Source organism: Pseudoalteromonas sp. S2755 (genome assembly GCF_005886535.1).
Classification (GTDB): domain Bacteria; phylum Pseudomonadota; class Gammaproteobacteria; order Enterobacterales; family Alteromonadaceae; genus Pseudoalteromonas.
Window position 1 is genome coordinate 1 of record NZ_PNDS01000163.1, and the last position, 22646, is coordinate 22646.

Genomic DNA, 22646 nt, shown 5'->3' on the forward strand with positions numbered 1-22646 from the left:
AGCCATTTAACATAACGTAAATTATAGGTTATCTTGAACAGTATAAGGAAAACCAAGTAAATACCTGCATTATGTCCAATACTAGACGGTATCGGACATAAAAGAAAAGTTTACTGTATTTTCTATTGAGCTATGGTTTCGCTTTTTATAGTATGTGGTTGAATTTGTAATTTGAAGTATCGACATATGGAATTTGTAAGACCGCTAGAACCAATCTTGATAATTGATGACGCTGTTGAGATCAGAGATTTTCTGACACAGATTTTGGAGAACTTAGGGTTTGAAGAAGTTTATGGTTGTGAAGACTTTGATTCTGCAAAGCCGCTACTAAAGCATAAGCAGCCCAGTGTTGTCTTTTTAGATATTGAGCTTCCCGATACAGATGGTACCGAGATCCTATCCTACATTAACGAAAACTTTCCAGTGTCTCATGTCATCATGTGCTCTGGCCATAATAGTATGGAGAATGTTCAAAATACTTGGGAGCTTGGTGCTAAGGGCTTTATCGCTAAACCTTTCAATGCACACAAAGTGGATTCAGTCATGAAGCGTTTAGAGCTGGTTACATGAATGAAGAAATAAAGAAACTTACCGATGCGCTCTCTACTGTTATTTTAGAAAAGCCTGAACAAATAAAGCTCGCGATCTGTAGCCTTTTGTGTCGCGGCCATCTCCTTATTGAAGATTTGCCAGGTATGGGTAAGACGACGCTATCTCATTCTCTTGCTGATGTGTTAGGTCTGACATATCGTCGCGTGCAATTTACTAGCGATCTGCTCCCAGCTGATATCACAGGTACTTCCATTTTCAACCGTGAAAATCAGTCATTCGAATTCCATCCAGGTCCTATTTTCAGCCAAGTTTTACTGGCCGATGAAATCAACCGCGCAAGTCCAAAGACGCAAAGCGCCTTATTGGAATCCATGGAAGAACACCAAGTAACCATTGATGGCGTGAGCCATGAACTCCCTAGCCCATTTTTTGTGATTGCAACGCAAAATCCTCAGCATCAATCTGGCACGCATCCATTGCCAGAATCGCAGCTAGACCGTTTTTTTATGCGTATAAGCTTGGGATACCCTTCGGAAATAGCAGAAGCACAGTTAATTAAATTAGCTGGAAAAGCGAGAAAACTGACTCAAGCACCGCAAGTGATCGATGGCAAAACACTTTCGGCGTATCAGCAAGTTGTGCCCAATATTGTGCTAAGTGACGCCATTATTGATTATATCCTTCGCTTAGTTAACTACACACGCAGCTCGGGTCAATTTAGCGACCCTTTATCGCCAAGAGCTAGTATCGCGCTTGCAGCCGCAAGTCGTGCATATGCGTTTATTAGTGGTCGAGATTTCGTGATCCCCGATGATGTTCAAGCCGTTTTCACTTCAGTCTGTGCCCATCGACTTGGCGTCACCACAACTAATGAAGCAGAAGTTCAGACGCAGGTCTTTCAAAACGTACCGGTACATTAAAGCATGATTAACCGCTTGAAACGGAAAGTTCAGCAGCATATTTATAAACGACATCAACGTTCAGAAATACGGTTATCTCATAATAATATCTACATACTGCCATCTAAGGATGGCGGTTTCTTTATCGCTGTGGCTTTGCTTAATTTCGTATTGGGGATCAACTATCAGAATAATCTGATCCTTGCAGTGTCCTACATTATGGCTGTGATGATGATAGCCGCCCTATTTTTAGGTTTTTTCAACCTGAACAATACAAATGTTCGATATCTGGGAAGTAATGCTAATTTTAGCCCATATAGTTCATCTATTAGACTCAGTATTTCATCTAGCGCAGAGATCCAATCACTCAGACTTTCAAGTGCATACAATCAAACGGCAATCCACATTTCTAAAGTAAGTGGTGAGAAAGCTCTCGAGCTAAGCGCTCCTGAATTACCTCGTGGCGTGTACGATACGGGGGTAATTAAAATTCTCAGTTACTTCCCATTTGGTCTTGTTCGTACTTGGTCGTATATAAAACCAAACGATACTTTTTACGTTTACCCTACTCCATTGCCCGTTATAGACACAGAGTTTAGCTTCGGCAATGCATCGAATATCAGCCAAGGCATACAACAGAAAGAGCGCTCAGTTGAGTTTGACCATCTCACACAATATCAAAAAGGCATGAGTTTAAGTCGTGTTTCTTGGAAGCATTACGCCAAGACGGAACAGATGTTAGTAAAACAAAACGCGCCAGAGTCTGCTGACTTACACCGCGTTATCTTTGACTATTCTAAGCTTTCTGGTAGCAAGGAAGAGCGCCTGAGCAAGCTCTGTAGTATGGTACTTGACGCCGATAAGCAACAAACAAGTTATGCTCTGTTACTTCAACAAAACAGGATCCCCTTCGGTCAAGGTGAGGCTCATAAACAATGTTGTTTGGAGGCGTTAAGTGAATTCTAGCTTTCCAAAATGGTACTACAGCACGTCATTCTTCTTATGGTTGTTGAGCATTATTCTTGTCGATGATTTTGGTATCGGCTTTGTCGGATTATGTACCGTTTTAACGCTGTGGCAAGCATCCAGATTGGTGACTAAACCAAGCGTGTTAAGCATTCGTTTTATTAACTTGGTCACTTTACTCGGCGCCATTGCGACGGCCTCATTAATAGGTCTAAAAAACAGCGTGAATGTTTTTGTGGCTTTGATGTTGGTTGCATCGCTACTGAAACAAGTGCATGCGACGCAAGCCCGCCAATTTACACAAATATGTATTTTGAATTTCTTTACTTACCCGTGCTTATTTCTTTTTACACAAAGTATATTTGCAGCATTTTTGGTATTAATTTTGTTGGCTGTTAATTTAGCTATCATGCTTAATCTCGAGCAAAACCTAAGGTTCAAATCTGCGCTTAAGGTAAGTGCAAAGGGATTGGTATTGCTGCTGCCTGTGGCTACTTTATTAGTCGTTTTTTTACCAAAACTCCCAGCATTTTGGCAGTTACCTGCACCGCAGAATCAAGCAAAAACAGGGTTATCTGAGAATGTAGATCCTTTTAATATCGCAAACTTATCCCAATCCAGCGACTTGGTATTTAGGGCATCATTTGAAAACACTCAACAAACTGGACCTTTCTATTGGCGTGCGATTATTCACGATGAATTTGACGGACGACAATGGAAAGTTTCTGAGTATCAAGGTACCAATATTAGAGCATTACCCAATGAAGCGACTGGTACAGCGACTATTATTGCTCAGCCTAGTCAACTTCCTTGGTTATACGGCCTAGCATACTCGTATTCGAGAAGCGCTAAGTTAAATAGTAACGTATTTGGTACGGTTTATTTGAAAAACCTATCGGCAAAACCTGTCGAGTATCAAATCGATTTCACTGATTTTGAGCCACAAGATTCGTTAAGACCTTGGTATTATAACCGTAACACCGCATTACCTGACGACATTAATCAACAGGCAAGGCAACTGGCGCGCGATTGGGATAGCCAATCGACAACAACGAGCCAATTCATTGAATTAATGCAGCGCTATTTTTTGCAAAATGGTTTCGTCTATACCTTAACACCAACTACAACCCAATCGGACGATAGAATTGATGACTTTCTATTTAATTCGTTTAATGGATTTTGTGGTCACTATGCCTCTGCTGCGGCATTTCTACTGCGAAGCGCGGGTATCCCTGCACGCTTGGTGTCTGGTTATTTGGGCGGTGAAAAAAATGACAATCAAGGCTATTACAGCGTTTATCAATATGATGCACATGCTTGGGTTGAGTATTTCACACCAGGAGTTGGCTGGCAACGCTTAGACCCAACCGCCTGGATTGCCCCAGAGCGCATGACAGGAAGTCTTTCTCAGTTAGAACAATTATCGAGCGAGTTTAAAAGTGGTTTAGGCTACAGCTTAATCGGGTTTTCTAATTGGCAGTCTATTAACTGGTTACGATTACAGCTTGAAGAACTTGACTACCAGTGGACTCGTGTCGTTATTAATTTTGATAAAGAAAAGCAAGGCGCACTGTTTAAAGAGTGGTTTGGTAGTAATGGTCAGTTTTGGGCCGGCATATTTTCACTGTTTGTGCTGTTTTTGGTTTCAATCGCTCTATTTTACCTCAGTAAGCAGCTTACTCGGCATAAACGCCCTATCGAACTTGTCTATTACAATGCTATAGTGTCCGATTTCAACAAGCAGCTAAGCGGCACTACGGCGAAACAACATATTGTCGAGTTATGTAAGTTATTACCTGAGTTAGAAGCATCGCTTTGGCGTTTTTATCAATTAATTGAAAAGTCACAGTATCAACAAAAACCACTCACCAAATTTGAGCTGGCTGAGTTGAAGAGGTTGTATAAATCAATAAAAAGAAAGGCAAGAAAATAGTATGAATGCTGTTATTTTGGGCGTCTTGCTCATGTTGGGGTTAACCCTATGTAGAATAAATGTAATTGTCGCCATGACTGTCAGTGCAATAGCTGCTGGATTAGTGGCTGGTTTAGATTTGAAGACAACCTTAAACGCCTTTAATGATGGGCTATCAGGTGGCGCAGAAATAGCTTTGAGCTATGCCATGTTAGGTGGATTTGCGGTTGCTATTTCGAAATCAGGCTTAACTCAAATCCTCGCGCAAAAGCTTCTTAGATTAGTTAATGCCAATGATAGTGAAGGCTCAACGTTTTTAAGCATGTTTATAATGGTCATTATTTTGGCTTGCTCAATTGCGTCGCAAAACCTTGTTCCTGTCCATATTGCGTTTATTCCTATCCTCATTCCGCCGCTATTAGTCGTACTGAACAAGCTGACGATAGACCGCCGTGCGATTGCGTGTATTTTAACGTTTGGCTTAGCGACCAGTTATATGGTGTTGCCATATGGATTCGGTGGCATTTACCTTTACTCTATTTTGCATAAAAACCTTGTGGATAATGGCCTAGAATTGGTTAAGTTCGACGTGCCATACGCTATGATTATCCCAGCGCTTGGTATGCTGATTGGCCTGTTAGTTGCCGTTTTCATTACGTATCGTAAAAAGCGAGTTTATGAGGTGAGTCAACAACAAAGTACACAGCCAAACACAGTACCTGAAGGCCAAGAAGCAACAAAGGTGATGATCGTCGGCGGTGCTGCGGTTTTGGCTTCTCTCATTGCACAAAATAACAGTGGCTCAATGATCTTGGGTGGGCTCGTTGGCGTGATGATTTTTAGCCTTTTTGGTATTGTGAAATGGGAACAAAACTCCGATGTTTTCAGCAAAGGCGTGGCGATGATGGCAATGATAGGTTTTATCATGATCTCTGCGCAAGGCTTTGCTTCCGTCATGAAAGCAACAGGCGATGTGGCAAGTTTAGTAGCAAGTTGTGCCGATTTTGTTGGCGATAATAAACCACTTGCCGCTGCAATGATTTTGCTTGTTGGTTTACTTATTACCATGGGAATTGGCAGTTCATTTTCAACTGTGCCAATCATCGCCACGCTATTTGTACCTTTGTCTCTAGAAGTTGGCTTTTCTGCTATGGCTACCGCCGCCTTGGTGGGTACCGCAGGTGCGCTAGGCGACGCGGGCTCCCCAGCGTCAGACTCTACACTTGGACCAACCTCAGGACTAAATGCCGATGGGCAGCATGATCACATCTGGGATTCCGTAGTACCAACGTTTATTCACTTCAACATCCCATTATTATGCTTTGGCTGGATAGCCGCGATGGTACTATAGACTTCTTATAACACCAGAAGGTACCAAGCCCCTCAGCTTTGGTACCTTTAGCGTATCTCCGTTGTTGCTTTTGTTATTGGTTTTACTCAATGAGACCAATAATTATAAGAGTTTAACCAATTCAATTAAGCGAAACCTCCAGTTATTGTAATGTACACCAATGCTGATGAGCCGCTCCCTTTTGAACACCTTATATCACTTTTTGCGAACACAAGACTCTTCTTTTGCTATACCGTATTAGCGACTATCAAATTGCAGAAAGTGGTCTACACTCTGATAAAGAATGGTATCTAGTTAAGGTGCTTACATAGATGAAAAACCCGAGTACAGAAAAGCGATATGATAAGTGATAGGCAAAAATTATTTTATACAAAAAGCTGGCGATTGCTTTGAAGTGCTCTCTTTAATCTACGAAAAAGTTGAGTTTGAAACGATTAAGATTTTGGCTATCTCTGCATTAAATAATTTTAAACTTGAGAAAGCTAAAGCGACAGATGCCAACGGTGCCCTTTCGACACTAATTGATGATGCTTTTCTGTTAGAAAAAATTAATTCGCTAATACAGGGGTAGCTATGAATGCACCTATCATGTTGGTTGATGATGAAATTGATATCCTAAAGTCGCTTCAGCGCACCTTGCGTTTACTACATTATGAAGTGGTATATACCGAGGACCCAAGACAAGCTCTAGATATGATACAAGTGCACAAACCTCATGTGCTTATTACTGATCTCAGAATGCCCAATATGAATGGCCAAGAGCTTATCCAAGAAGTGAAAAAGCATGATCCCAGTATCGAATGCATCGTGCTTAGCGGGCTAGCAGATTATGACGATATGAAATCGCTGATCAACGCTAACAATACCTTTAAGTTTTTATCCAAGCCTTGGAATAATGAAGAGCTTTACACGACGATTGAAGCGGCACTCACAAATCATCACAAAAACGAATTAAAAACCCAGATACTGCGCAGCAATAATACGCCTTTGGTCGAAGTTAATACCATTGGTAATGTCATTGACTGCAATTACGCCTACACAGAGCTGGTCTTAAACGAACTAAATAAAGGTAATTTTTTTCAATTGTTTAATTTTGAAAGTGATAAATGCCTTGATGACTTTGCTGAACGCAGAATCGCAACACTAACAAACTCTAGGGTGTTATGCCAAGTTGAGCTTAAGCTAAAAACAGAATCAAGCTACTTACTTATTATCAAACCCCTTTCCAACCAACAGGATCAATCCCCTAATTTCTATCAAAGCAAACTTAGCTTTCTCGAGCATATTAATCGCACTGATAATTCTGTCATGATCTGCCTTAAAATTCGTGACTTGTTGGTCAAGAATATTATTTCGAATACCCCAATATATTCAGATACTTTAAAGAAAATCATAGATTATGTGCTACTAAGTGAAGCGGCTCATTTTTCTATGCTTGAAATCAGCTTTGATCAAGCAATATTTTGGTTAGATTCAGTACAGAGTGAAATTGAAGTTCATAAATTTTTAGATGAGTTGATCGACTCAATTAAGCAGTTCTTCATTCGCAAAGGTATCCAAATCAAGTTTGCCGCCTCTTATACTATGATTGAGCCCAAGCAACCACTCTCTGAAGCAATAGACCGCCTAGTGATCTATACCCAATTCGTCTGTGAGTCCCGGACTGACTTCTACATGCGTTATTCACAATCGTTACTCTCAGAAAAGCTAAATGAGCATAAAGTGTCTGAAGCATTATTCAACGCTATCGATAATGATGAATTTTATCTGCGATTTCAACCAAAGCTCAGTTTAAAGGAACATTCTATCAATAGCTGCGAAGTGTTGATCCGCTGGAAGAACAACCAGTTCGGCGCTAACTCACCGGATTACTTTATTCCGCTGGCAGAAAAGGACGGACAAATAGTCAAAATAGGAAATTGGGTACTAGAGCAGACATGTGTCGCACTATCTGAATGGCGAAAAGAGGAACTCAACATTAAAAAAGTTGCAGTGAATATTTCACCTTATCAACTCTCTGACCCTGACTTTGTACAAACCATGTATTCAATTATCAAAAAGTATTCACTTCAACCAAAGCAATTTGAATTAGAAATCACCGAGAATTTTGTTTTGGAAAACCTCGAGCAAGCTAAGGCTAAATTAATACAGTTAAAAGAAATCGGATTCTCTATTGCTATTGATGATTTTGGCAGAGGATATTCCTCATTGGGTTATATTTCAAAATTGCCGGTAGATGTTATTAAGATTGACAAAAGTCTGATAGAAAATATCGACAGTTCTAAATCGGCTCGTGATCTTGTCCAAAATGTCATTCGATTAGTTCACGACCTTGGATTGAAGGTTGTTGCTGAAGGGATAGAAACGGTCGAACAGCTTGAAATTTTAGAGCAATTACAATGTGACGAAGTACAGGGGTATCTAATCGGAAAGCCTGTTTTGCTTGAGGAGCTTACTCACTATGTCTATTAAAAACCAAGTGCCCCAGATTGTACTCGTTGATGATGATGAGCTAATGTTGAAGTCGCTCCACCGCCACTTCAAAATCAGCATGGAAGATGCTGAAATATTAACTTTCTCATCCCCTAAACAATTCATTGGATCCCTTGATACATTAACGAACATCGACATCTTAGTTAGCGACTACCTAATGCCTTCAATTAACGGGGTTGAACTAATCAATATCGTGAGACGCAGTTATCCGCAAGTCATCACCGTGTTGTTAACGGGCGATACTACAGGTAAGGTGCTGTGTAAGTCTTCAATTTCAGCGACTTTTATCGTGGCTAAGCCATTTCGAAGGGAAGAATTTGATGAGGTTATCACCGCTTTTTATCGACTCAATGAGTTGCCATTAAATGGAGCAATAAAGCGTGCGCTAAATGAAACTTTCATTGAAAACGAATTGCCTATCTTGCTAAGTAAAATTGAAGACATTGATTTAGATTTTCCCAAGCTTGAAGCGATGCTTGAACAAGAAGTGCTCATTCAAGCTAAATTATTCCACTTATGTAACAGTGCTTATGTGGGGTTGTCGACAAAGCAATACTCCCTGTCTACCGCAATTAAGACACTCGGCGTGGATTTAGTCTCTGCAATTATTGTTTCTGTGTGTTATCACAATATGGTCGCAGCCAGATATGATATCGCAAACTGTGAGCTGTTAAGCGATATTAACTTTAGGAAGGTCAAGTTACTTAAGGAGTTGGTACATAAGCTACATGACGCATCAATTGACTCTGAGCGCGTTGTTTTTCTTCAATCCTTATTATTTCTTGGCGAGCTCGGCTCGGAGATAGCTCAGCTTATAAGCGAAAGCCAACGTCATTCCCCGCAGAGTTATTATACCGAAAAATTATATATCGCCCTCTACACAACCACATTAATTGGCTATGAGTCAGCCATTACAGATCAATTGTTTGCGCTCATTAAAGCCCTAGAAACGGGTAGCTCAGACTGCAGTGCCACTAAGTTATTGTTGCTTATAGACACTATCACCAATAATGAAGTCAATCAGATGGTGATCAACACCTTTTTTGATCAAAAGAGCCAAGATTGGTTGGAGCTTTTCTATGAACTCAAAAGCAAATACTTTAGTTAGTTACAAAGTACTGATATTAGACGATGAAACGTCAATACTTAAAGCATTAAAACGAGTCATACGGCTGCCTTCGGTAGAGGTTGTCAGTTTTGATAACCCTTTTGAAGCTCTTGAATACATAGACACGCACCCTGTTCAGGTTATTATCTCTGATTTTAGAATGCCGCTCATGAATGGCGGAGATTTTCTAAAGAGAGCCAAAAAAATTACCCCCGGTGTAATTGGCCTAATTCTTAGCGGTTATACCGACTCCGATATGCTAATTGATATGATAAATAGCAAGGTCGCGCATAAGTTTTTATGTAAACCATGGGAGAATGACAAATTACTCGAAGAAGTTAATTCAGCAATAGACGTATACAATAATAATTATTTTAAAACAGTTTTACAGGAACAACTAAAAAAGCGTGATTGCCCACGGTTGTTAATCAATAGTGAAGGCCAAGTTGTCGAACATAATCTCAGCAAAGACATTGAATCTCAGATACTTGCAGAGTTCTCGGCATGCTTTAGTGGTAATGGTATCTACCACACTCCTCTTGGTGTTTTAAGATGTGAGATCCGTAGTAATCCAAAAGACGAAGAGTTCTATCTGATCACCATAGAAAAAGTCGAAGTAACAGACGAAATTAACGTCTATGAAGTTATCACCGAACTGCTATTATGTTACTCAATAAACCCCGTTCTCACTTACTACGCGTTGCCAAACTGCAAACTCACTACAACGAAATTGGCAGCTGCGGCTCAAGAGGTTTTCAGAAACTATAAGATATTACCGTCACCTACTCATCACTATCTGTTTGTACTGGATAACATCGAGCAATCCTTACTGCCAAGGAAACAAATAGAGCTAGAAATCCAGCTAGAAAAGTTACTCGATACCTTACTACCTCACGAGATACAAAGTAATACCAATCAACTTGCTGCATTTTTTAATCATGGAGAGTAAGTGTGGATACTTTTGCTAAAGTCGAATTAACACAGGATTTGGTCGAATCAAGCTTTCCGCTCACTGATCTCAACACCCTGCTCACTTCTCTATCAGACTATTTTGATGTGCCAATTACTTTGGTGACTATCATTGAAGGTCAATGGCAGCATCTAATCGCCAAACATGGGATCCTTGCTGATAAAACACCAGAACAAGATGCTTTTTGTAAGCGCTTAATCAAAGATAACAAATCGTTACTGATTCCAGACACTACCTTAGATGAAAACTACGCTAACAACCCTCTTGTTACTGGCGAACCTCACATTCGATCATATTTGGGTGTGCCTTTTCGGCTTGATGGTAAGCCAATCGGTGGCGTGTGTCTAATCGATACCAAACCAAAAAATTATGCCGCTCGAGATATTCATTTACTCGAGACAATCAGCGGTCTGATCACCACTATTTTAGAGCTACAAAAGAATTACTCGCTATACCTTGAGGATCAAGATCTAATCCGCTGTTCACCAATTGTATTAATAAAATGGAGGTATAATAATGGGCTTCACATTCGTACAGTTTCCTCTAACATTGAACGCGTCATTGGTATTGACGCCTTGCACTTATGCGCTGGGGAATTGCATTTTGAAGACTTTCTCACTGAGCCAAGTGTTGAGAAATTTCATTTTAACTTACAAAACCACTTGGATGGCTTAGAAGCGTCTGAAATTTTGCTAGAGATGGCATTGGATTCGAAACAAATCTGGATCCGTATGATCACGGTAGCGCACTTCAACCACGACGGCAGAATGACAAGCATTCAGGCTTTTATTACCGAAAATACAGCGCAAAAGTACACTGAAGACAAACTCAATGAGACAAACCGGCAGATGCGCTTGTTATTAGAAGCTTCAGAGCTTGGTACATGGGATTGGAATATTCCAGCAGATATCAACAAAGTAAATAAAAAGTGGTGCGATATGCTTGGGATCGAATTTGAATATGTCGAAACCAGCGTCAATTACTTCCGTCAACTTATTCACCCAGCCGACCGTAGCCATGTAGAAACAAACCTAGCTAAGCACCTGCAGGGGCTAACTGATGCCTACACCACTTCTTATCGAATGAAACATGCTGATGGACACTGGGTATGGATAGAAACCTATGGCAAAGTAGTTGAACGTGATAAAGGCGGCAGAGCGCTGCGCCTTGCTGGTACTCACCGTGATATTACTTACCGGATGGAAGCTCAGCTACAAGAGCGCAAGCAAAAGCAGTTGTTATCGTTTATCAGTAAGGCGCAGTCAGCCTATCTAAAGACAGGTGATCTGTCTAAATCATGCCGTGAAATTCTAGAAGAGCTCATTGACATTGCGGATAGTCAATTTGCGCTGATCGGCGAACTTGAACATTCCGCTGGTGTACCTAGGCTTTTTATCCATGCAATTTCGGAGATGCAGTGGAATGATTTAAGTTCTCAACTGGTTCAGCGATATTATAATAACGACCTCTATTTTACTGATTTTAATAATTTATTTGGTTCTGTTATCCTGACGGGAGAGACTGTGATTAGTAATGAACGAGGTAAACACCCCGCATCGAGGGGGACGCCAAAAGGACACCCTAGGATCTCTAAGTTTTTAGGGCTGCCGATAAAACTCAATGGCGAGTTAATCGGTATGATTGGACTTGCGAATAAATTTTTTGACTATACCGAACAAGATGCACAATTCTTACAACCACTAGTCGACTCTCTAGCGGGTTTATACTATGCGGTTAAACTCGATAAAGAACGCCAAGACGCAGAAAACAAGCTGCTTGAGCTTGCGATGACCGACACCTTATCAGGCCTACCCAACCGACGTGCCTTTATGGAAAAAGCCGCCGAAGTTGGTGAGATTTCCTTCCCCTATTTAATTGGTATGGTAGATATCGATAACTTTAAGTCTATCAATGATACCTACGGTCACGATGCTGGTGACAAAGCCATTAAGCTGATTGCTCACACGATAAAGGACTCGCTACGCAGTGATGATTTTACCGCGAGAATGGGAGGTGAGGAGTTTGCATTTGTGTTACTTGATGCCACACACGGATCATCTAGCGCACTAATTGAGACAATCAGAGAATCAATATCCAACTTGGAAATTACACTATCAGAAGAAGAGAAAATACATCTCACGGTCAGTATTGGTGTAAAAGCGGTACTTCCCAATATAGAAAAAATGTCTATTACAGGGCATTTAAATGATGCAGATAAAGCTTTGTATGAAGCTAAGCACACAGGTAAAAACAAAGTGGTTTGGTTTAAATAATCAATATATTAACTCCACCGCGTTGAACTGGCAGGTAATCACCAACCACCAAAAGTGACTTATTTTTCCTTAGTGAGTTAAGTACGAGAAGGAAGATTTGATTATATTTTTCCACAACCTTTAACTGCTGTTGACAGTATAAATTTTCAACCTATCTGTATGATGTGTTCTTTTTGCTGTATCAAATATAGGGCTAAGCCCTATATTTGCTTTACAGATAGATTATTAAAAATAAAACTAGCTATCAAAGCCGTTTAGCATTTTGTCACAAACCACTGGGGTCGGCCTATGATTGTCGTCCACGGCAACAAAGGTAAAACTGCCTGTAATTGCTAAGTGTTTATCATCTTTGTGCATTCTTTCAAGGTAAATTTCAACATCAACCTTTAAGCTAGTATTACCAACATGCACTACTTTCGATACTAATTCTGCGAAAGTACCTGCAGGAATTGCCTCTTTGAAATCAACTCGGTCTGAAGAGATCGTTACCAAGGGTTTGCGACAAAAACGCGTTGCAGCAATAAAGGCAACTTCGTCCATCCAAGCCAGAGCGTCACCACCAAATAAGGTGTTGTGATGGTTAGTACGGCCCGGGAATACAGTCTTTGTTACGTGTGTGATTGAGCTTTTAATACGTTGCTCAACAATGGCTTGTCTTTGTTCGTCTGTCATTTTTGTACTGCTTTATCCGCTAGTGTATCATTCATAAGTAGAGCTGGATCGAGTCGTTCCCCGAACCAATTAAAACGCCAATCCAAATGCGGGCCTGTTACCCTACCCGTTGCGCCAATTTCTGCGATTTTATCGCCTGTTTTTACTGTATCACCAACTTCAACGTCCAGTTTACTCAGGTGGATATACGTAGAAGTAATTCCATGACCGTGGTCAATAATCAAAGTGCCGCCACTGTAGTAAAGATCTGGATTTGCAAACACCACTTTTCCAGATACCGGCGCTAAGACTGGTTCACCGGTTTTATTTGCGATATCCAAACCAAAGTGTGGGCGTCTTGGCTCACCATTAAAATATCTTTGACTACCATAAACGCCTGAAATACGGCCCTTCGCAGGTCTAAAAACAGGGTCTTTAAAGAATAATAAATCCGAATTACCTTGCCTTGCTTTTGATACGGCTTGTGCTTCTTCACGTATGCGCTTTAGCACCGATTCTGGTGGCGAAACATACTTCTTAGCAACACCTGTGATCTTGTCTATATCGTAATCTCGTTTCGTGATCACTATCGCTTGGCGATGCTTTTGGCCATCATCAGATTGCCAACTCAAAGTATGGTTAAGTTCTGCGTCACGGCCAAAACCAAACACAAAATAGCCATCTTTAGAGCGCTTTAATTTGGTCTCATTTAGTTTTATCTCAGTTGCATTTTCAAGCTTGCCGACGACTAAGCCACCTTGTGTCAGGTTACCTTTTAATTCAAGCGCCTCAGCAAATAATGTAGTGCTCGCAAGCAATATGACAATTGCACGTTTAAGCATACGCAATCGCTCCTTTTCCAACCCCTTCGTACGCCCTTACTTCAACCTTATCATGTGGGTTTTGCAGCTTTATTTGGCCAGCTAGATACTCCGCAATACATTCAACTGTTGTATCACAAGGTAATATATCGCAGCGTGACTTGCTGATCACCAACTCAAAATACCCCTGCGACGAGGTATACGCGAACGCATAATCTTTATCATGTGCAGTGACATACTGAAGTAAACTAGGGTCAATCAAGTCTTCTTCACTGCCAAGATAAATATCTTGCCATTTATCCGCCCATTGTTTTTGTAATCTAGGCATGCTGATATCGTTTAGCTTTACACCAATTAATGAACGGTGACCATGAATAATACGCTGACAGTTACCATCGTGTTTCTTTAAGCCATGGCTATAGTGATAATAGAAGCCAGTTGCGGCCTCTGGACGCAGTGTTATACCTAAATCTTTCACGTTCTCAGGCATATGCGGCATAATAACAGACTTAAGGTAAGCGACTGCATTGGCTTCATTGATTTCATCCCCTTCCACTACACACACCGCTTCATCAGGCGCGTTCATGGCTAAGTGATTTCCATCAAATTGCATATCAAATTCAAATCGACCTTCACTTTGTTTTGCATTGCACGCAAGCGCGCTAGGTACCGCTAATTTATGGTCCAACTTTTCGTCGATGATACGTTTGATTTGCTTTTTAACTTTTGCAAAGTCTAACACCATAGACTCTTCGTTTAGCTCACCATGCAATACAATATCGGTGATCCAACTTTCACCTACCGCACCACGACGTGGGCAAAGGTACGAAAAATCAATTACGGTCAAAGAGTCAACAAAAAGGAGCATAGATCACCCAAAATAGCCTGCTAAAAAATCATCCCCGATTATAATGATTTTCACGTTATAAATCGCCCCTAATTGGAACTGATTTGCATTTAATCTCTTCAATTTTTTGAAATTTAATCAAATAGACATATCTTTAGCGCAAAATTTACAAGTCTCCGTACGCTTTTTAACTGTTCGGAGTTGTTTAGCGTACATCTGTACGCTAAAGTAGCGTCAATTTGCAAGTTTAAGAAGAAGATTTATGGAACCGAAGAACAGCTATACAAAAGAAGAACTTATTTTATGTGGTCGTGGAGAAATGTTTGGTGAAGGCAACTGCCGCCTACCTAGCGATAACATGCTAATGATGGACCGTATCGTTCAAATTAATGATGACGGTGGTGAGCATGGTAAAGGTCAGATTATTGCTGAACTCGACATCAACCCTGATCTGTGGTTCTTCGATTGCCACTTTAAAGGCGATCCAGTAATGCCTGGTTGTTTAGGTCTGGATGCGATGTGGCAATTAGTTGGCTTCTTCCTTGGTTGGTCTGGTGGTCCTGGTCTTGGTCGTGCACTCGGTGTGGGCGAAGTGAAGTTTACGGGTCAAATCTTACCAACTGCTAAAAAAGTGACTTATCGCATTGAAATGAAGCGCGTTATCAAACGTAAGCTATTTATGGGTCTAGCAGATGGTATCGTCGAAGTTGATGGTCGTGTGATCTATGAAGCAAAAGATTTGAAAGTAGGTCTTTTCCAAGATACCAGCGCATTTTAACTTTTTCGTTATTATCGTTTAATAGCTTTAAAAACACACAAAGCCCCATTTGGGGCTTTGCTCTCCTAAAATTCGGTATCAGGTTTTAAAGATGTTGCGATTATCCATCGCTTCTCGCCATCCGCCTAACCATTCTGATCTGTGTTCTACTTGTTGATAGGGACAATTTTCTTTCGACCGACCGGCTAATCCTGCCTTAAATCCTTGTGAATGTGCTCTTTCTAAACGGTCTCTTTTCTGTCTCTTCATAGGTAATATCCTCACCTTTTTCTCGTTCAGCATTAGCGTTTCTAATACTGCGTAGTTCAAACTTAAGCGAACGTCATTCAAAACGAAGATAGTGACTTACGATATAATGACAATTCGTACTAACAATTTAAATTAAAGATTTTATTGAGAAAAGTTAAACACGAGCGACATCGTATATTATACAGATGCGCTACTTACCGATAAGATTTGGCCAAACCCATACCTTCAATAAATCACATCTCAGCGAGTCATGCAACGATCAGAAATGTAATTCTTGTACAGCTGAGCACAAAAAGCATAATTATTTTACTTTTATATAGATACCTAGATATTCAAGACGTAAATTATTGGTTGATGATCTTGTTTTTCTATATTCCTCTGTAAAAAAACATTCATAATATAGTAATAAAAAGAGGCTGGACGAATCCAACCTCTTTTCAATAACTTGAGTTTTTAAATCGAGCAAAGCTCAATTAAGCAGTACTATCTTAGCTTGCTTTAATAACCTCTACACCACCCATATATGGTTTTAGTGCATCAGGCACAATAATTGATCCATCTGCCTGCTGGTAGTTTTCTAAAATCGCAACTAGAGTACGACCTACCGCTAAACCAGAACCATTAAGAGTATGAAGTAGTTCTGGCTTCTTCTCACCACTACGGCGGAAACGCGCTTGCATACGGCGCGCTTGGAAGTCCCACATGTTTGAACAAGAAGAAATTTCTCTGTAGGTATTTTGCGCTGGTAACCAAACTTCCAAATCGTACGTTTTCGTCGCACCGAAACCCATGTCTCCAGTACAAAGCACCACTTTTCTGTAAGGTAAGCCAAGTGCTTGTAAAATTTGTTCAGCGTGACCTGTTAACTCTTCAAGCGCTGCCATAGAATCTTCAGGTTTTACAAGCTGGACAAGTTCAACTTTATCAAACTGGTGTTGACGGATAAGTCCGCGCGTATCACGACCGTAGCTACCTGCTTCGCTTCTAAAACAAGGCGTGTGCGCCGTCATCTTAATCGGCAGCTCTTTTTCGTCATAAATAACGTCACGAGCGCAGTTCGTTAACGGTACTTCTGCTGTTGGAATTAGACTAAAGCCATCTTGGTCTTCAGATAATGCTTCTGTATGGAATAAATCTTCTGCAAACTTAGGAAGTTGACCCGTGCCAAACAAGCTCGCTTTATTTACAAGATATGGTACATACATTTCTGTATAACCATTTTGCTCAGTGTGGGTATTCAGCATCAGTTGGACAAGTGCTCTATGCATACGTGCTACGCCACCGCGCATCACTGTAAAGCGAGAACCACTTAGCTTAACACCAGCTTCGAAATCGAGGCCCTTATCAAGCGCTTCACCAAGGTCAACATGATCTTTAACTTCAAAATCAAACTGCTTTGGTTCACCCCAAGTGCTTATTTCAACATTTTCGGATTCATCAGCACCTGCTGGTACCTCTTCAGCAGGAAGGTTTGGCAACGACATTGCGTAGTCATTAAGTTCAGCAAGAATTTTATCCTGCTCTTCTTTTGCCTCACTTAATTGGTCGCCCAAGTTTGCAACAGCATCTAGTAAAGGTTGAACGTCTTCCCCTTTCGCTTTAGCTTGACCAATCGCTTTGGAGGAACTGTTACGCTCACTCTGTAATTCCTGAGTTTTGGTTTGTAGCGCTTTGCGCTTTTCTTCTAATTCGGTGATCTTAGCAACATCGAGTTCAAAACCACGCTTTTTCAAACGCGCAGCGGCTTCCTCGATGTCTTGACGAAAGTATTTAGAATCTAACATTGTTTTTTTAACCTTTTTGCATGATGAGGCAGAGACCAACCCAGGCCATAAAGATACACGCCACCACGTTTAATGTGACGTTAAACGCCATTTTCATATATTGCCCTTGTTGAAGTAACAACAAGGAATCCATTGAGAATGTAGAAAAAGTAGTCAGCGCACCTAAAAAGCCAATACCTATCAACGTTTTAGATGGAGAAGCTGAAATAACTTCTTTTTCAATTAAACCGTAAAGCACACCCATCAATAATGAACCAAGAATATTAACGATCAACGTCCCAAAAGGGAATCCCTTACCTAAGAGTTTTATCGACATATCGCTGATAAAAAAGCGTAACATTGCACCAAACGCTCCACCTAGCGCGATTGTGAGATAATTTATCAGCATCGCTACTTGTACCTCTTGGTGCTACTTTGTGCATTTTGTGTCTGTAGATAGTTGAGCTTGTCAGCTATTTGTTTCTCAAGTCCCCTATCTGTCGGATGATAATATTGTCGCTCTTGAATGGCTTCCGGGAAGTAATTTTCTCCAGCAGCAAAAGCACCGGGTTCATTATGTGCATAACGGTATTCTTCGCCGAAACCCAGCTCTTTCATTAGTTTTGTCGGTGCATTTCTGAGATGTTCAGGTACGGGGTAATTCGGATCACTTGCAGCATCGCGTTTAGCTTGATTGAACGCCATGTAGACCGCATTACTTTTTGGCGCACTCGCAAGATAAAGCGTTGCCTGTGCTATCGCACGTTCTCCTTCACTTGGCCCAACACGATGAAATATATCCCAAGCATTTAAAGCAACTTGCATCGCTCTTGGATCTGCATTGCCGATATCTTCAGTGGCGATAGCCAGCAATCGCCTTGCAACATAGAGCGGATCGCCTCCACCTGCTAATATCTTGCAATACCAATAGAGCGCTGCATCTGGTGCGCTGCCGCGAACTGACTTATGAAACGCTGAGATTAGGTCATAGTATAAGTCGCCCTTATTGTCATAACTTGATAATTGGCTGGGCAACACTTGTTTTAGTACAAGTTCATTCACCAAATGAGTGTTTGAATTTGGCTCAAAACTTAAGTCAACCGCCTGCTCCAGTAGATTAAGCGCCTTTCTCGCATCTCCCGAAGCTGCTTTGGCGATGAGTTCAAGTGCGCTGTCATCAATGGTGATAGCTAATTTCGACAGCTGTTCATCGCGTGACAACGCATCTTTGAGTACTTGACCTAATTCATCCTCTACAAGCGATTGTAAAGTATAGACACGCGCGCGAGACAAGATCGCGTTATTCAGTGCAAAAGAAGGGTTTTCAGTGGTCGCGCCAATAAAAATAAAGGTGCCGTCTTCAATGTGAGGTAAAAATCCGTCTTGCTGGGATTTGTTAAAGCGATGTACTTCATCAACAAATAACAGCGTACGTCTGCCAAACTGAGCTAATCGATTTTTAGCATCGACGACTGCTTCACGAACCTCTTTAATTCCCGCGCTAACAGCGGAAAGTTTGATAAGCTCTGCATCTGCATAGTTGGCAATGATCTCAGCAAGGGTGGTTTTACCCACTCCGGGTGGCCCCCAAAGGATTAGGCTATGACAGCGTCCAGATTCAATTGCACGATAAAGTACAGAACCCTTGGACAAAATATGGCTCTGCCCAACATAATGCTCTAACGAGGTTGGCCGCATTCTTGCGGCCAACGGTCGTACATCTGGTGTGAAATCAAACCCTAAACTAGTCACTGCCTCTTTGGTCGTCTACGACCACTCCTTGTGGAATTGTAAACTCAAACAAACTCTCTTTTACTGGCGCATTGACTTTGCTTTCCTTAAAGCTAAAAGTAGATACTTGACCTGAAATATCGTTCACTTTCAATAATGCTAAGCCGTCGTTTTTATCATCAAAACGCAGTGTTAATTGCTCTACCTGCGAGTCTACTTTGTTTTTTGGCGTGATCAGATATTCTTGACCATTAAGTGCTACATTGTACTTCAACCATTGGCTGTCCTCTTGCGTCGTAAGTAGCACAAATGGCGTAGTATCAATAAGTTTAGTCGTATCTAAGATGGTCACTTGCTCGGCAAACGTATCGTAGTAATAGGTTGTTGCTCCGCTTGATACAAATAGAGTGTCATCCGGCATCTCTTGTTGCCAGCGGATTTTTAGTGGCTGCGCTAAGGTTATCGCCCCTTCGCCGGTTTGCAACTCATTACCTTCTTGATCTTTAACGATTTGCTCAAACTTACCTTGAAAACTGGTTAATTCAGCCAGTCTTCCTTTTAGACTTTGCATCGCTGCCTCATCAGCCCACACAGGCTGAATAAAGAGGTTTGATAATACCGTTAGCAACGCAATTTGCTTAAATTTTTTCATTAATTGGCTCCACCTTTTACCAATACATCTCGTGCACCATTATGACCAGGAGCACTTACCACTCCCGACATTTCCATTTGCTCAACTAATCGAGCGGCACGGTTATAACCAACTCTTAACTTACGTTGTACACTCGAAACAGACACTTTGCCTGTTTCAATAACAAACCCAACCGCTTCATCGTAAAGTGGATCAGACTCTTCATCCCCACCTTCCGGTGCTTCGCCTGGTAGTAAAATATCTTCAGTTGCTTCACCGCATAGAATTTCTTCTACGTAGTTTGGTTTGCCTCTTGCTTTCCAGTCACTCACTACCGCATGTACTTCATGATCGTCAACAAATGCGCCATGTACACGAACCGGAACACTCGTTCCTGGCGGCAAATAGAGCATGTCCCCCATACCCAATAGATTCTCTGCACCTTGCTGGTCTAAGATTGTACGTGAATCAATCTTACTTGATACTTGGAACGCCATTCGCGTTGGTATATTCGCTTTGATCAAACCGGTAATAACATCTACTGATGGACGCTGTGTTGCCAGCACTAAATGTATGCCTGCCGCACGCGCCTTTTGTGCAATACGTGCAATTAACTCTTCTACTTTTTTACCAACAATCATCATCATGTCGGCAAATTCGTCTATAACGACCACGATACTCGGTAATTTATCTAGCTCTTGTGGTTCATCGGCCATACCGTCTGTATCTTTAAAGAGTGGATCTAAAATTGGATGACCCGCTTCTTTAGCGTCTTTAATCTTTTGATTGTAACCTTTGAGGTTACGAACACCGAGTGCCGACATCAGCTTATAACGGCGTTCCATTTCCCCCACACACCAGCGTAGCGCGTTTGCTGCCTCTTTCATATCGGTTACCACTTCACATAATAAATGTGGGATACCTTCGTAAACTGAAAGCTCAAGCATTTTCGGATCTATCATGATCATTCGCACATCTTCTGGCGGCGACTTATATAACAAGCTTAAGATCATGACATTAACGCCCACTGACTTACCAGAACCAGTGGTACCGGCCACCAGCAGATGCGGCATTTTGCCTAAATCAGCAACGACCGGTTGGCCTGCGATATCTTTACCAAGCACCATAGTCAAAGGAGATGGATTTTGTTCAAACTTAGGAGCATCTATCACTTCAGACAAACGCACGATTTCACGGTGTTTGTTAGGTAGCTCTAAACCCACATACGTCTTGCCTGGGATAACCTCAACTACACGCACACTGACTGCAGATAATGAACGCGCTAAGTCTTTTGCTAGGCCGGTGATCTTAGCAACTTTAATGCCCGGCGCGAGATCTAACTCAAAACGCGTAACGACAGGGCCTGGATACACACCAACTACCTGCGCCTGGACATTGAAGTCTAATAGTTTAGTTTCAACCAACCGCGAAACCTGATCTAACTCTTCTTGCGAAATTGGGTTTTTAGCCTTGTCAGGTCTATCCAACAAATCTAATGAAGGCAATGGATCCGCAGGTGGCTGAGCTTCTAGAAGCGCTTCAAATTGCTCTTTTGCGCTTGGTGGAGGCTGATAACCGTTGGCCGCCTTTTCAGGTACTTTAGGCTTAAGAGGCCTTGCCGGAGAAACCACTTTGGTTTCGTGCACTGGTGCTTCATCCAAGGCATTTAATGCCGCGACAGTATCCAGTGGCTCATCCTCTATCGCTGAAAAGTTGATTTCTTGCTCTAGAATATCATCTAGCTCATCAAATACCGACGGCTCTTTCTTCTCTTGTAGATCAGAGTGCGGTGCAGACGTGGATTGAGGTGCAGGTTCAGTGTTCGTTTTGCGGAACAATTTATCTTTTAATTTGCCAAGTCCACTGGGTTCTTCTCCAGCATCGAAATCTATATTAATTTCCGTATCGGTTTGTTGCTGGAGAGTCTGCTCAAGATCATCTTTTCGCTCGCTAGCTATTATTGGTGTCTCACTCTCTACTCTATCCGTTTTGGTGCTAGCGGCCTCAGATTTCTGTGAAACTGACTGCGTTTGCTCTATATTGCGCTCTGCTGTCAGCCTATCGCGTAACCATCTAAAACCGGCGAGTACCTTTTCACCTAAATAATCAACGAATTCAACCCAAGACACACCGGTAAGTAATGTCATTCCGGCAAAGAAAAAGCACAGTAATAGTATAGAAGTACCGGTAAAGTTAAAGGCAGGCATCATTGCACCAGCAACCACATCCCCTACTACCCCACCAGATGAGAAATTATAGATATCATCGAAATTGATGCTGCTAATTGCACTTGCAGAGGTAATAAACAGTGTCGCGCCAATTAGGCGTAAACCTAGCGTGGTGTAATCGAGTTGCAGTAGCTTATGCGGCTTTTTAAATAGTAGATAACCAAGAAACTGCAGCGCAGCTGGGATCAAAAATGCCAACCAGCCGAAACTTAGTAGCATAATGTCTGCCAGCCAAGCTCCGGCAGCACCCGTTATATTGTTTACTTTTACGTACTCACCGGATTGAGTCCAAGCAGGATCGGCTGGGTCGAAACTTATCAACGCACACAACATAAATATTGCTGCAGCCGTGCTTACAATCAAACCTGTCTCTAAGAGGCGTTGCACACCATTTAAGCGCATTGTAATTAAACCTTTTTTCTG

General features: G+C 41.5%; 20 protein-coding genes. 11 read left to right on the forward strand and 9 right to left on the reverse strand.

Features of this window, described 5'->3' with window-relative positions; genetic code table 11:
* Positions 1–186 precede the first annotated feature (186 nt).
* From CWC03_RS21505 to CWC03_RS21550, 10 genes are all read left to right on the forward strand, one after another.
* Positions 187–570: a response regulator gene (locus CWC03_RS21505; RefSeq protein ID WP_128728117.1), complete on the forward strand. Its 384-nt coding sequence runs from the start codon at positions 187–189 to the stop codon at positions 568–570.
* The gene (locus tag CWC03_RS21510; protein WP_138583600.1) at positions 567–1472 is read left to right on the forward strand and encodes an AAA family ATPase; all 906 of its coding nucleotides are present in this window, start codon (positions 567–569) and stop codon (positions 1470–1472) included. Before CWC03_RS21505 ends, CWC03_RS21510 begins: the two co-directional genes overlap by 4 nt.
* Positions 1473–1487: 15 nt before the next feature.
* On the forward strand, positions 1488–2417 hold the full coding sequence (locus tag CWC03_RS21515) for a DUF58 domain-containing protein (RefSeq protein WP_249314098.1): 930 nt from the start codon (positions 1488–1490) through the stop codon (positions 2415–2417).
* Positions 2407–4350: a transglutaminase TgpA family protein gene (locus CWC03_RS21520; protein ID WP_138583602.1), complete on the forward strand. Its 1944-nt coding sequence runs from the start codon at positions 2407–2409 to the stop codon at positions 4348–4350. Before CWC03_RS21515 ends, CWC03_RS21520 begins: the two co-directional genes overlap by 11 nt.
* A gap of 1 nt (position 4351) precedes the next feature.
* A complete protein-coding gene (locus CWC03_RS21525; protein WP_138583603.1) occupies positions 4352–5680 on the forward strand; it encodes a Na+/H+ antiporter family protein in 1329 nt (442 codons plus the stop codon).
* Between the two features lie 346 nt (positions 5681–6026).
* Positions 6027–6251, forward strand: a complete 225-nt coding sequence (locus tag CWC03_RS23815; RefSeq protein ID WP_249314099.1) for a hypothetical protein — start codon at positions 6027–6029, stop codon at positions 6249–6251.
* Positions 6252–6253: 2 nt separating this feature from the next.
* Positions 6254–8152, forward strand: coding sequence for an EAL domain-containing response regulator (locus CWC03_RS21535; protein ID WP_138583604.1), 1899 nt, complete (start codon positions 6254–6256; stop codon positions 8150–8152).
* Positions 8142–9281, forward strand: a complete 1140-nt coding sequence (locus CWC03_RS21540) for a response regulator (protein WP_138583605.1) — start codon at positions 8142–8144, stop codon at positions 9279–9281. The genes CWC03_RS21535 and CWC03_RS21540 overlap by 11 nt, the downstream gene beginning before the upstream one ends.
* Positions 9253–10230 (forward strand): response regulator, encoded by a 978-nt coding sequence (locus CWC03_RS21545; protein ID WP_138583606.1) that lies wholly within the window; start codon positions 9253–9255, stop codon positions 10228–10230. Before CWC03_RS21540 ends, CWC03_RS21545 begins: the two co-directional genes overlap by 29 nt.
* Positions 10231–10232: 2 nt before the next feature.
* Complete coding sequence (locus tag CWC03_RS21550) at positions 10233–12524, forward strand: sensor domain-containing diguanylate cyclase (RefSeq protein WP_138583607.1); 2292 nt, start codon at positions 10233–10235, stop codon at positions 12522–12524.
* A gap of 237 nt (positions 12525–12761) precedes the next feature.
* On the opposite strand, the gene CWC03_RS21555 is transcribed toward CWC03_RS21550, so the two are convergent.
* The 3 genes from CWC03_RS21555 to CWC03_RS21565 are packed head-to-tail and all read right to left on the reverse strand — an operon-like array spanning position 12762 to position 14864.
* A complete protein-coding gene (locus tag CWC03_RS21555; RefSeq protein ID WP_010372783.1) occupies positions 12762–13196 on the reverse strand; it encodes an acyl-CoA thioesterase in 435 nt (144 codons plus the stop codon).
* Positions 13193–14017 carry a M23 family metallopeptidase gene (locus CWC03_RS21560; RefSeq protein ID WP_128728108.1) on the reverse strand — a complete coding sequence of 275 codons (825 nt, stop codon included), beginning with the start codon at positions 14015–14017 and terminating at the stop codon, positions 13193–13195. The genes CWC03_RS21555 and CWC03_RS21560 overlap by 4 nt, the downstream gene beginning before the upstream one ends.
* Positions 14010–14864, reverse strand: a complete 855-nt coding sequence (locus tag CWC03_RS21565; protein ID WP_138583608.1) for a 6-carboxytetrahydropterin synthase — start codon at positions 14862–14864, stop codon at positions 14010–14012. Before CWC03_RS21565 ends, CWC03_RS21560 begins: the two co-directional genes overlap by 8 nt.
* A 241-nt stretch (positions 14865–15105) precedes the next feature.
* Here CWC03_RS21565 and fabA point away from each other — a divergent pair, with 241 nt between their 5' ends.
* The gene (gene fabA, locus CWC03_RS21570; RefSeq protein WP_010372774.1) at positions 15106–15621 is read left to right on the forward strand and encodes a 3-hydroxyacyl-[acyl-carrier-protein] dehydratase FabA; all 516 of its coding nucleotides are present in this window, start codon (positions 15106–15108) and stop codon (positions 15619–15621) included.
* A gap of 78 nt (positions 15622–15699) precedes the next feature.
* On the opposite strand, the gene rmf is transcribed toward fabA, so the two are convergent.
* The 6 genes from rmf to CWC03_RS21600 all read right to left on the reverse strand — a co-directional run bounded on the left by rmf (position 15700) and on the right by CWC03_RS21600 (position 22625).
* Positions 15700–15870 carry a ribosome modulation factor gene (gene rmf, locus CWC03_RS21575; protein WP_010372771.1) on the reverse strand — a complete coding sequence of 57 codons (171 nt, stop codon included), beginning with the start codon at positions 15868–15870 and terminating at the stop codon, positions 15700–15702.
* 488 nt (positions 15871–16358) lie between these two features.
* Positions 16359–17654: a serine--tRNA ligase gene (serS, locus tag CWC03_RS21580; protein WP_138583609.1), complete on the reverse strand. Its 1296-nt coding sequence runs from the start codon at positions 17652–17654 to the stop codon at positions 16359–16361.
* Positions 17655–17661: 7 nt separating this feature from the next.
* Positions 17662–18042, reverse strand: a complete 381-nt coding sequence (gene crcB, locus CWC03_RS21585) for a fluoride efflux transporter CrcB (protein WP_128728105.1) — start codon at positions 18040–18042, stop codon at positions 17662–17664.
* Between the two features lie 2 nt (positions 18043–18044).
* Positions 18045–19385, reverse strand: coding sequence for a replication-associated recombination protein A (locus CWC03_RS21590; RefSeq protein WP_010604732.1), 1341 nt, complete (start codon positions 19383–19385; stop codon positions 18045–18047).
* Positions 19378–20016: an outer membrane lipoprotein periplasmic chaperone LolA gene (lolA, locus tag CWC03_RS21595; protein ID WP_039495907.1), complete on the reverse strand. Its 639-nt coding sequence runs from the start codon at positions 20014–20016 to the stop codon at positions 19378–19380. Before lolA ends, CWC03_RS21590 begins: the two co-directional genes overlap by 8 nt.
* A complete protein-coding gene (locus CWC03_RS21600; protein ID WP_138583610.1) occupies positions 20016–22625 on the reverse strand; it encodes a DNA translocase FtsK in 2610 nt (869 codons plus the stop codon). Before CWC03_RS21600 ends, lolA begins: the two co-directional genes overlap by 1 nt.
* Positions 22626–22646: the final 21 nt, after the last annotated feature.

What these genes read in the sequence shown, in the direction of transcription:
- CWC03_RS21560 (WP_128728108.1), bottom strand. Translation starts at nt 14,017, where the DNA reads ATGCTTAAACGTGCAATTGTCATATTGCTTGCGAGCACTACATTATTT.
- CWC03_RS21525 (WP_138583603.1), top strand. Translation starts at nt 4,352, where the DNA reads ATGAATGCTGTTATTTTGGGCGTCTTGCTCATGTTGGGGTTAACCCTA.
- CWC03_RS21540 (WP_138583605.1), top strand. Translation starts at nt 8,142, where the DNA reads ATGTCTATTAAAAACCAAGTGCCCCAGATTGTACTCGTTGATGATGAT.
- serS (WP_138583609.1), bottom strand. Translation starts at nt 17,654, where the DNA reads ATGTTAGATTCTAAATACTTTCGTCAAGACATCGAGGAAGCCGCTGCG.
- CWC03_RS21555 (WP_010372783.1), bottom strand. Translation starts at nt 13,196, where the DNA reads ATGACAGACGAACAAAGACAAGCCATTGTTGAGCAACGTATTAAAAGC.
- CWC03_RS21535 (WP_138583604.1), top strand. Translation starts at nt 6,254, where the DNA reads ATGAATGCACCTATCATGTTGGTTGATGATGAAATTGATATCCTAAAG.
- fabA (WP_010372774.1), top strand. Translation starts at nt 15,106, where the DNA reads ATGGAACCGAAGAACAGCTATACAAAAGAAGAACTTATTTTATGTGGT.
- crcB (WP_128728105.1), bottom strand. Translation starts at nt 18,042, where the DNA reads ATGCTGATAAATTATCTCACAATCGCGCTAGGTGGAGCGTTTGGTGCA.
- rmf (WP_010372771.1), bottom strand. Translation starts at nt 15,870, where the DNA reads ATGAAGAGACAGAAAAGAGACCGTTTAGAAAGAGCACATTCACAAGGA.
- CWC03_RS21565 (WP_138583608.1), bottom strand. Translation starts at nt 14,864, where the DNA reads ATGCTCCTTTTTGTTGACTCTTTGACCGTAATTGATTTTTCGTACCTT.
- CWC03_RS21545 (WP_138583606.1), top strand. Translation starts at nt 9,253, where the DNA reads ATGAACTCAAAAGCAAATACTTTAGTTAGTTACAAAGTACTGATATTA.
- lolA (WP_039495907.1), bottom strand. Translation starts at nt 20,016, where the DNA reads ATGAAAAAATTTAAGCAAATTGCGTTGCTAACGGTATTATCAAACCTC.
- CWC03_RS21510 (WP_138583600.1), top strand. Translation starts at nt 567, where the DNA reads ATGAATGAAGAAATAAAGAAACTTACCGATGCGCTCTCTACTGTTATT.
- CWC03_RS21505 (WP_128728117.1), top strand. Translation starts at nt 187, where the DNA reads ATGGAATTTGTAAGACCGCTAGAACCAATCTTGATAATTGATGACGCT.
- CWC03_RS21600 (WP_138583610.1), bottom strand. Translation starts at nt 22,625, where the DNA reads ATGCGCTTAAATGGTGTGCAACGCCTCTTAGAGACAGGTTTGATTGTA.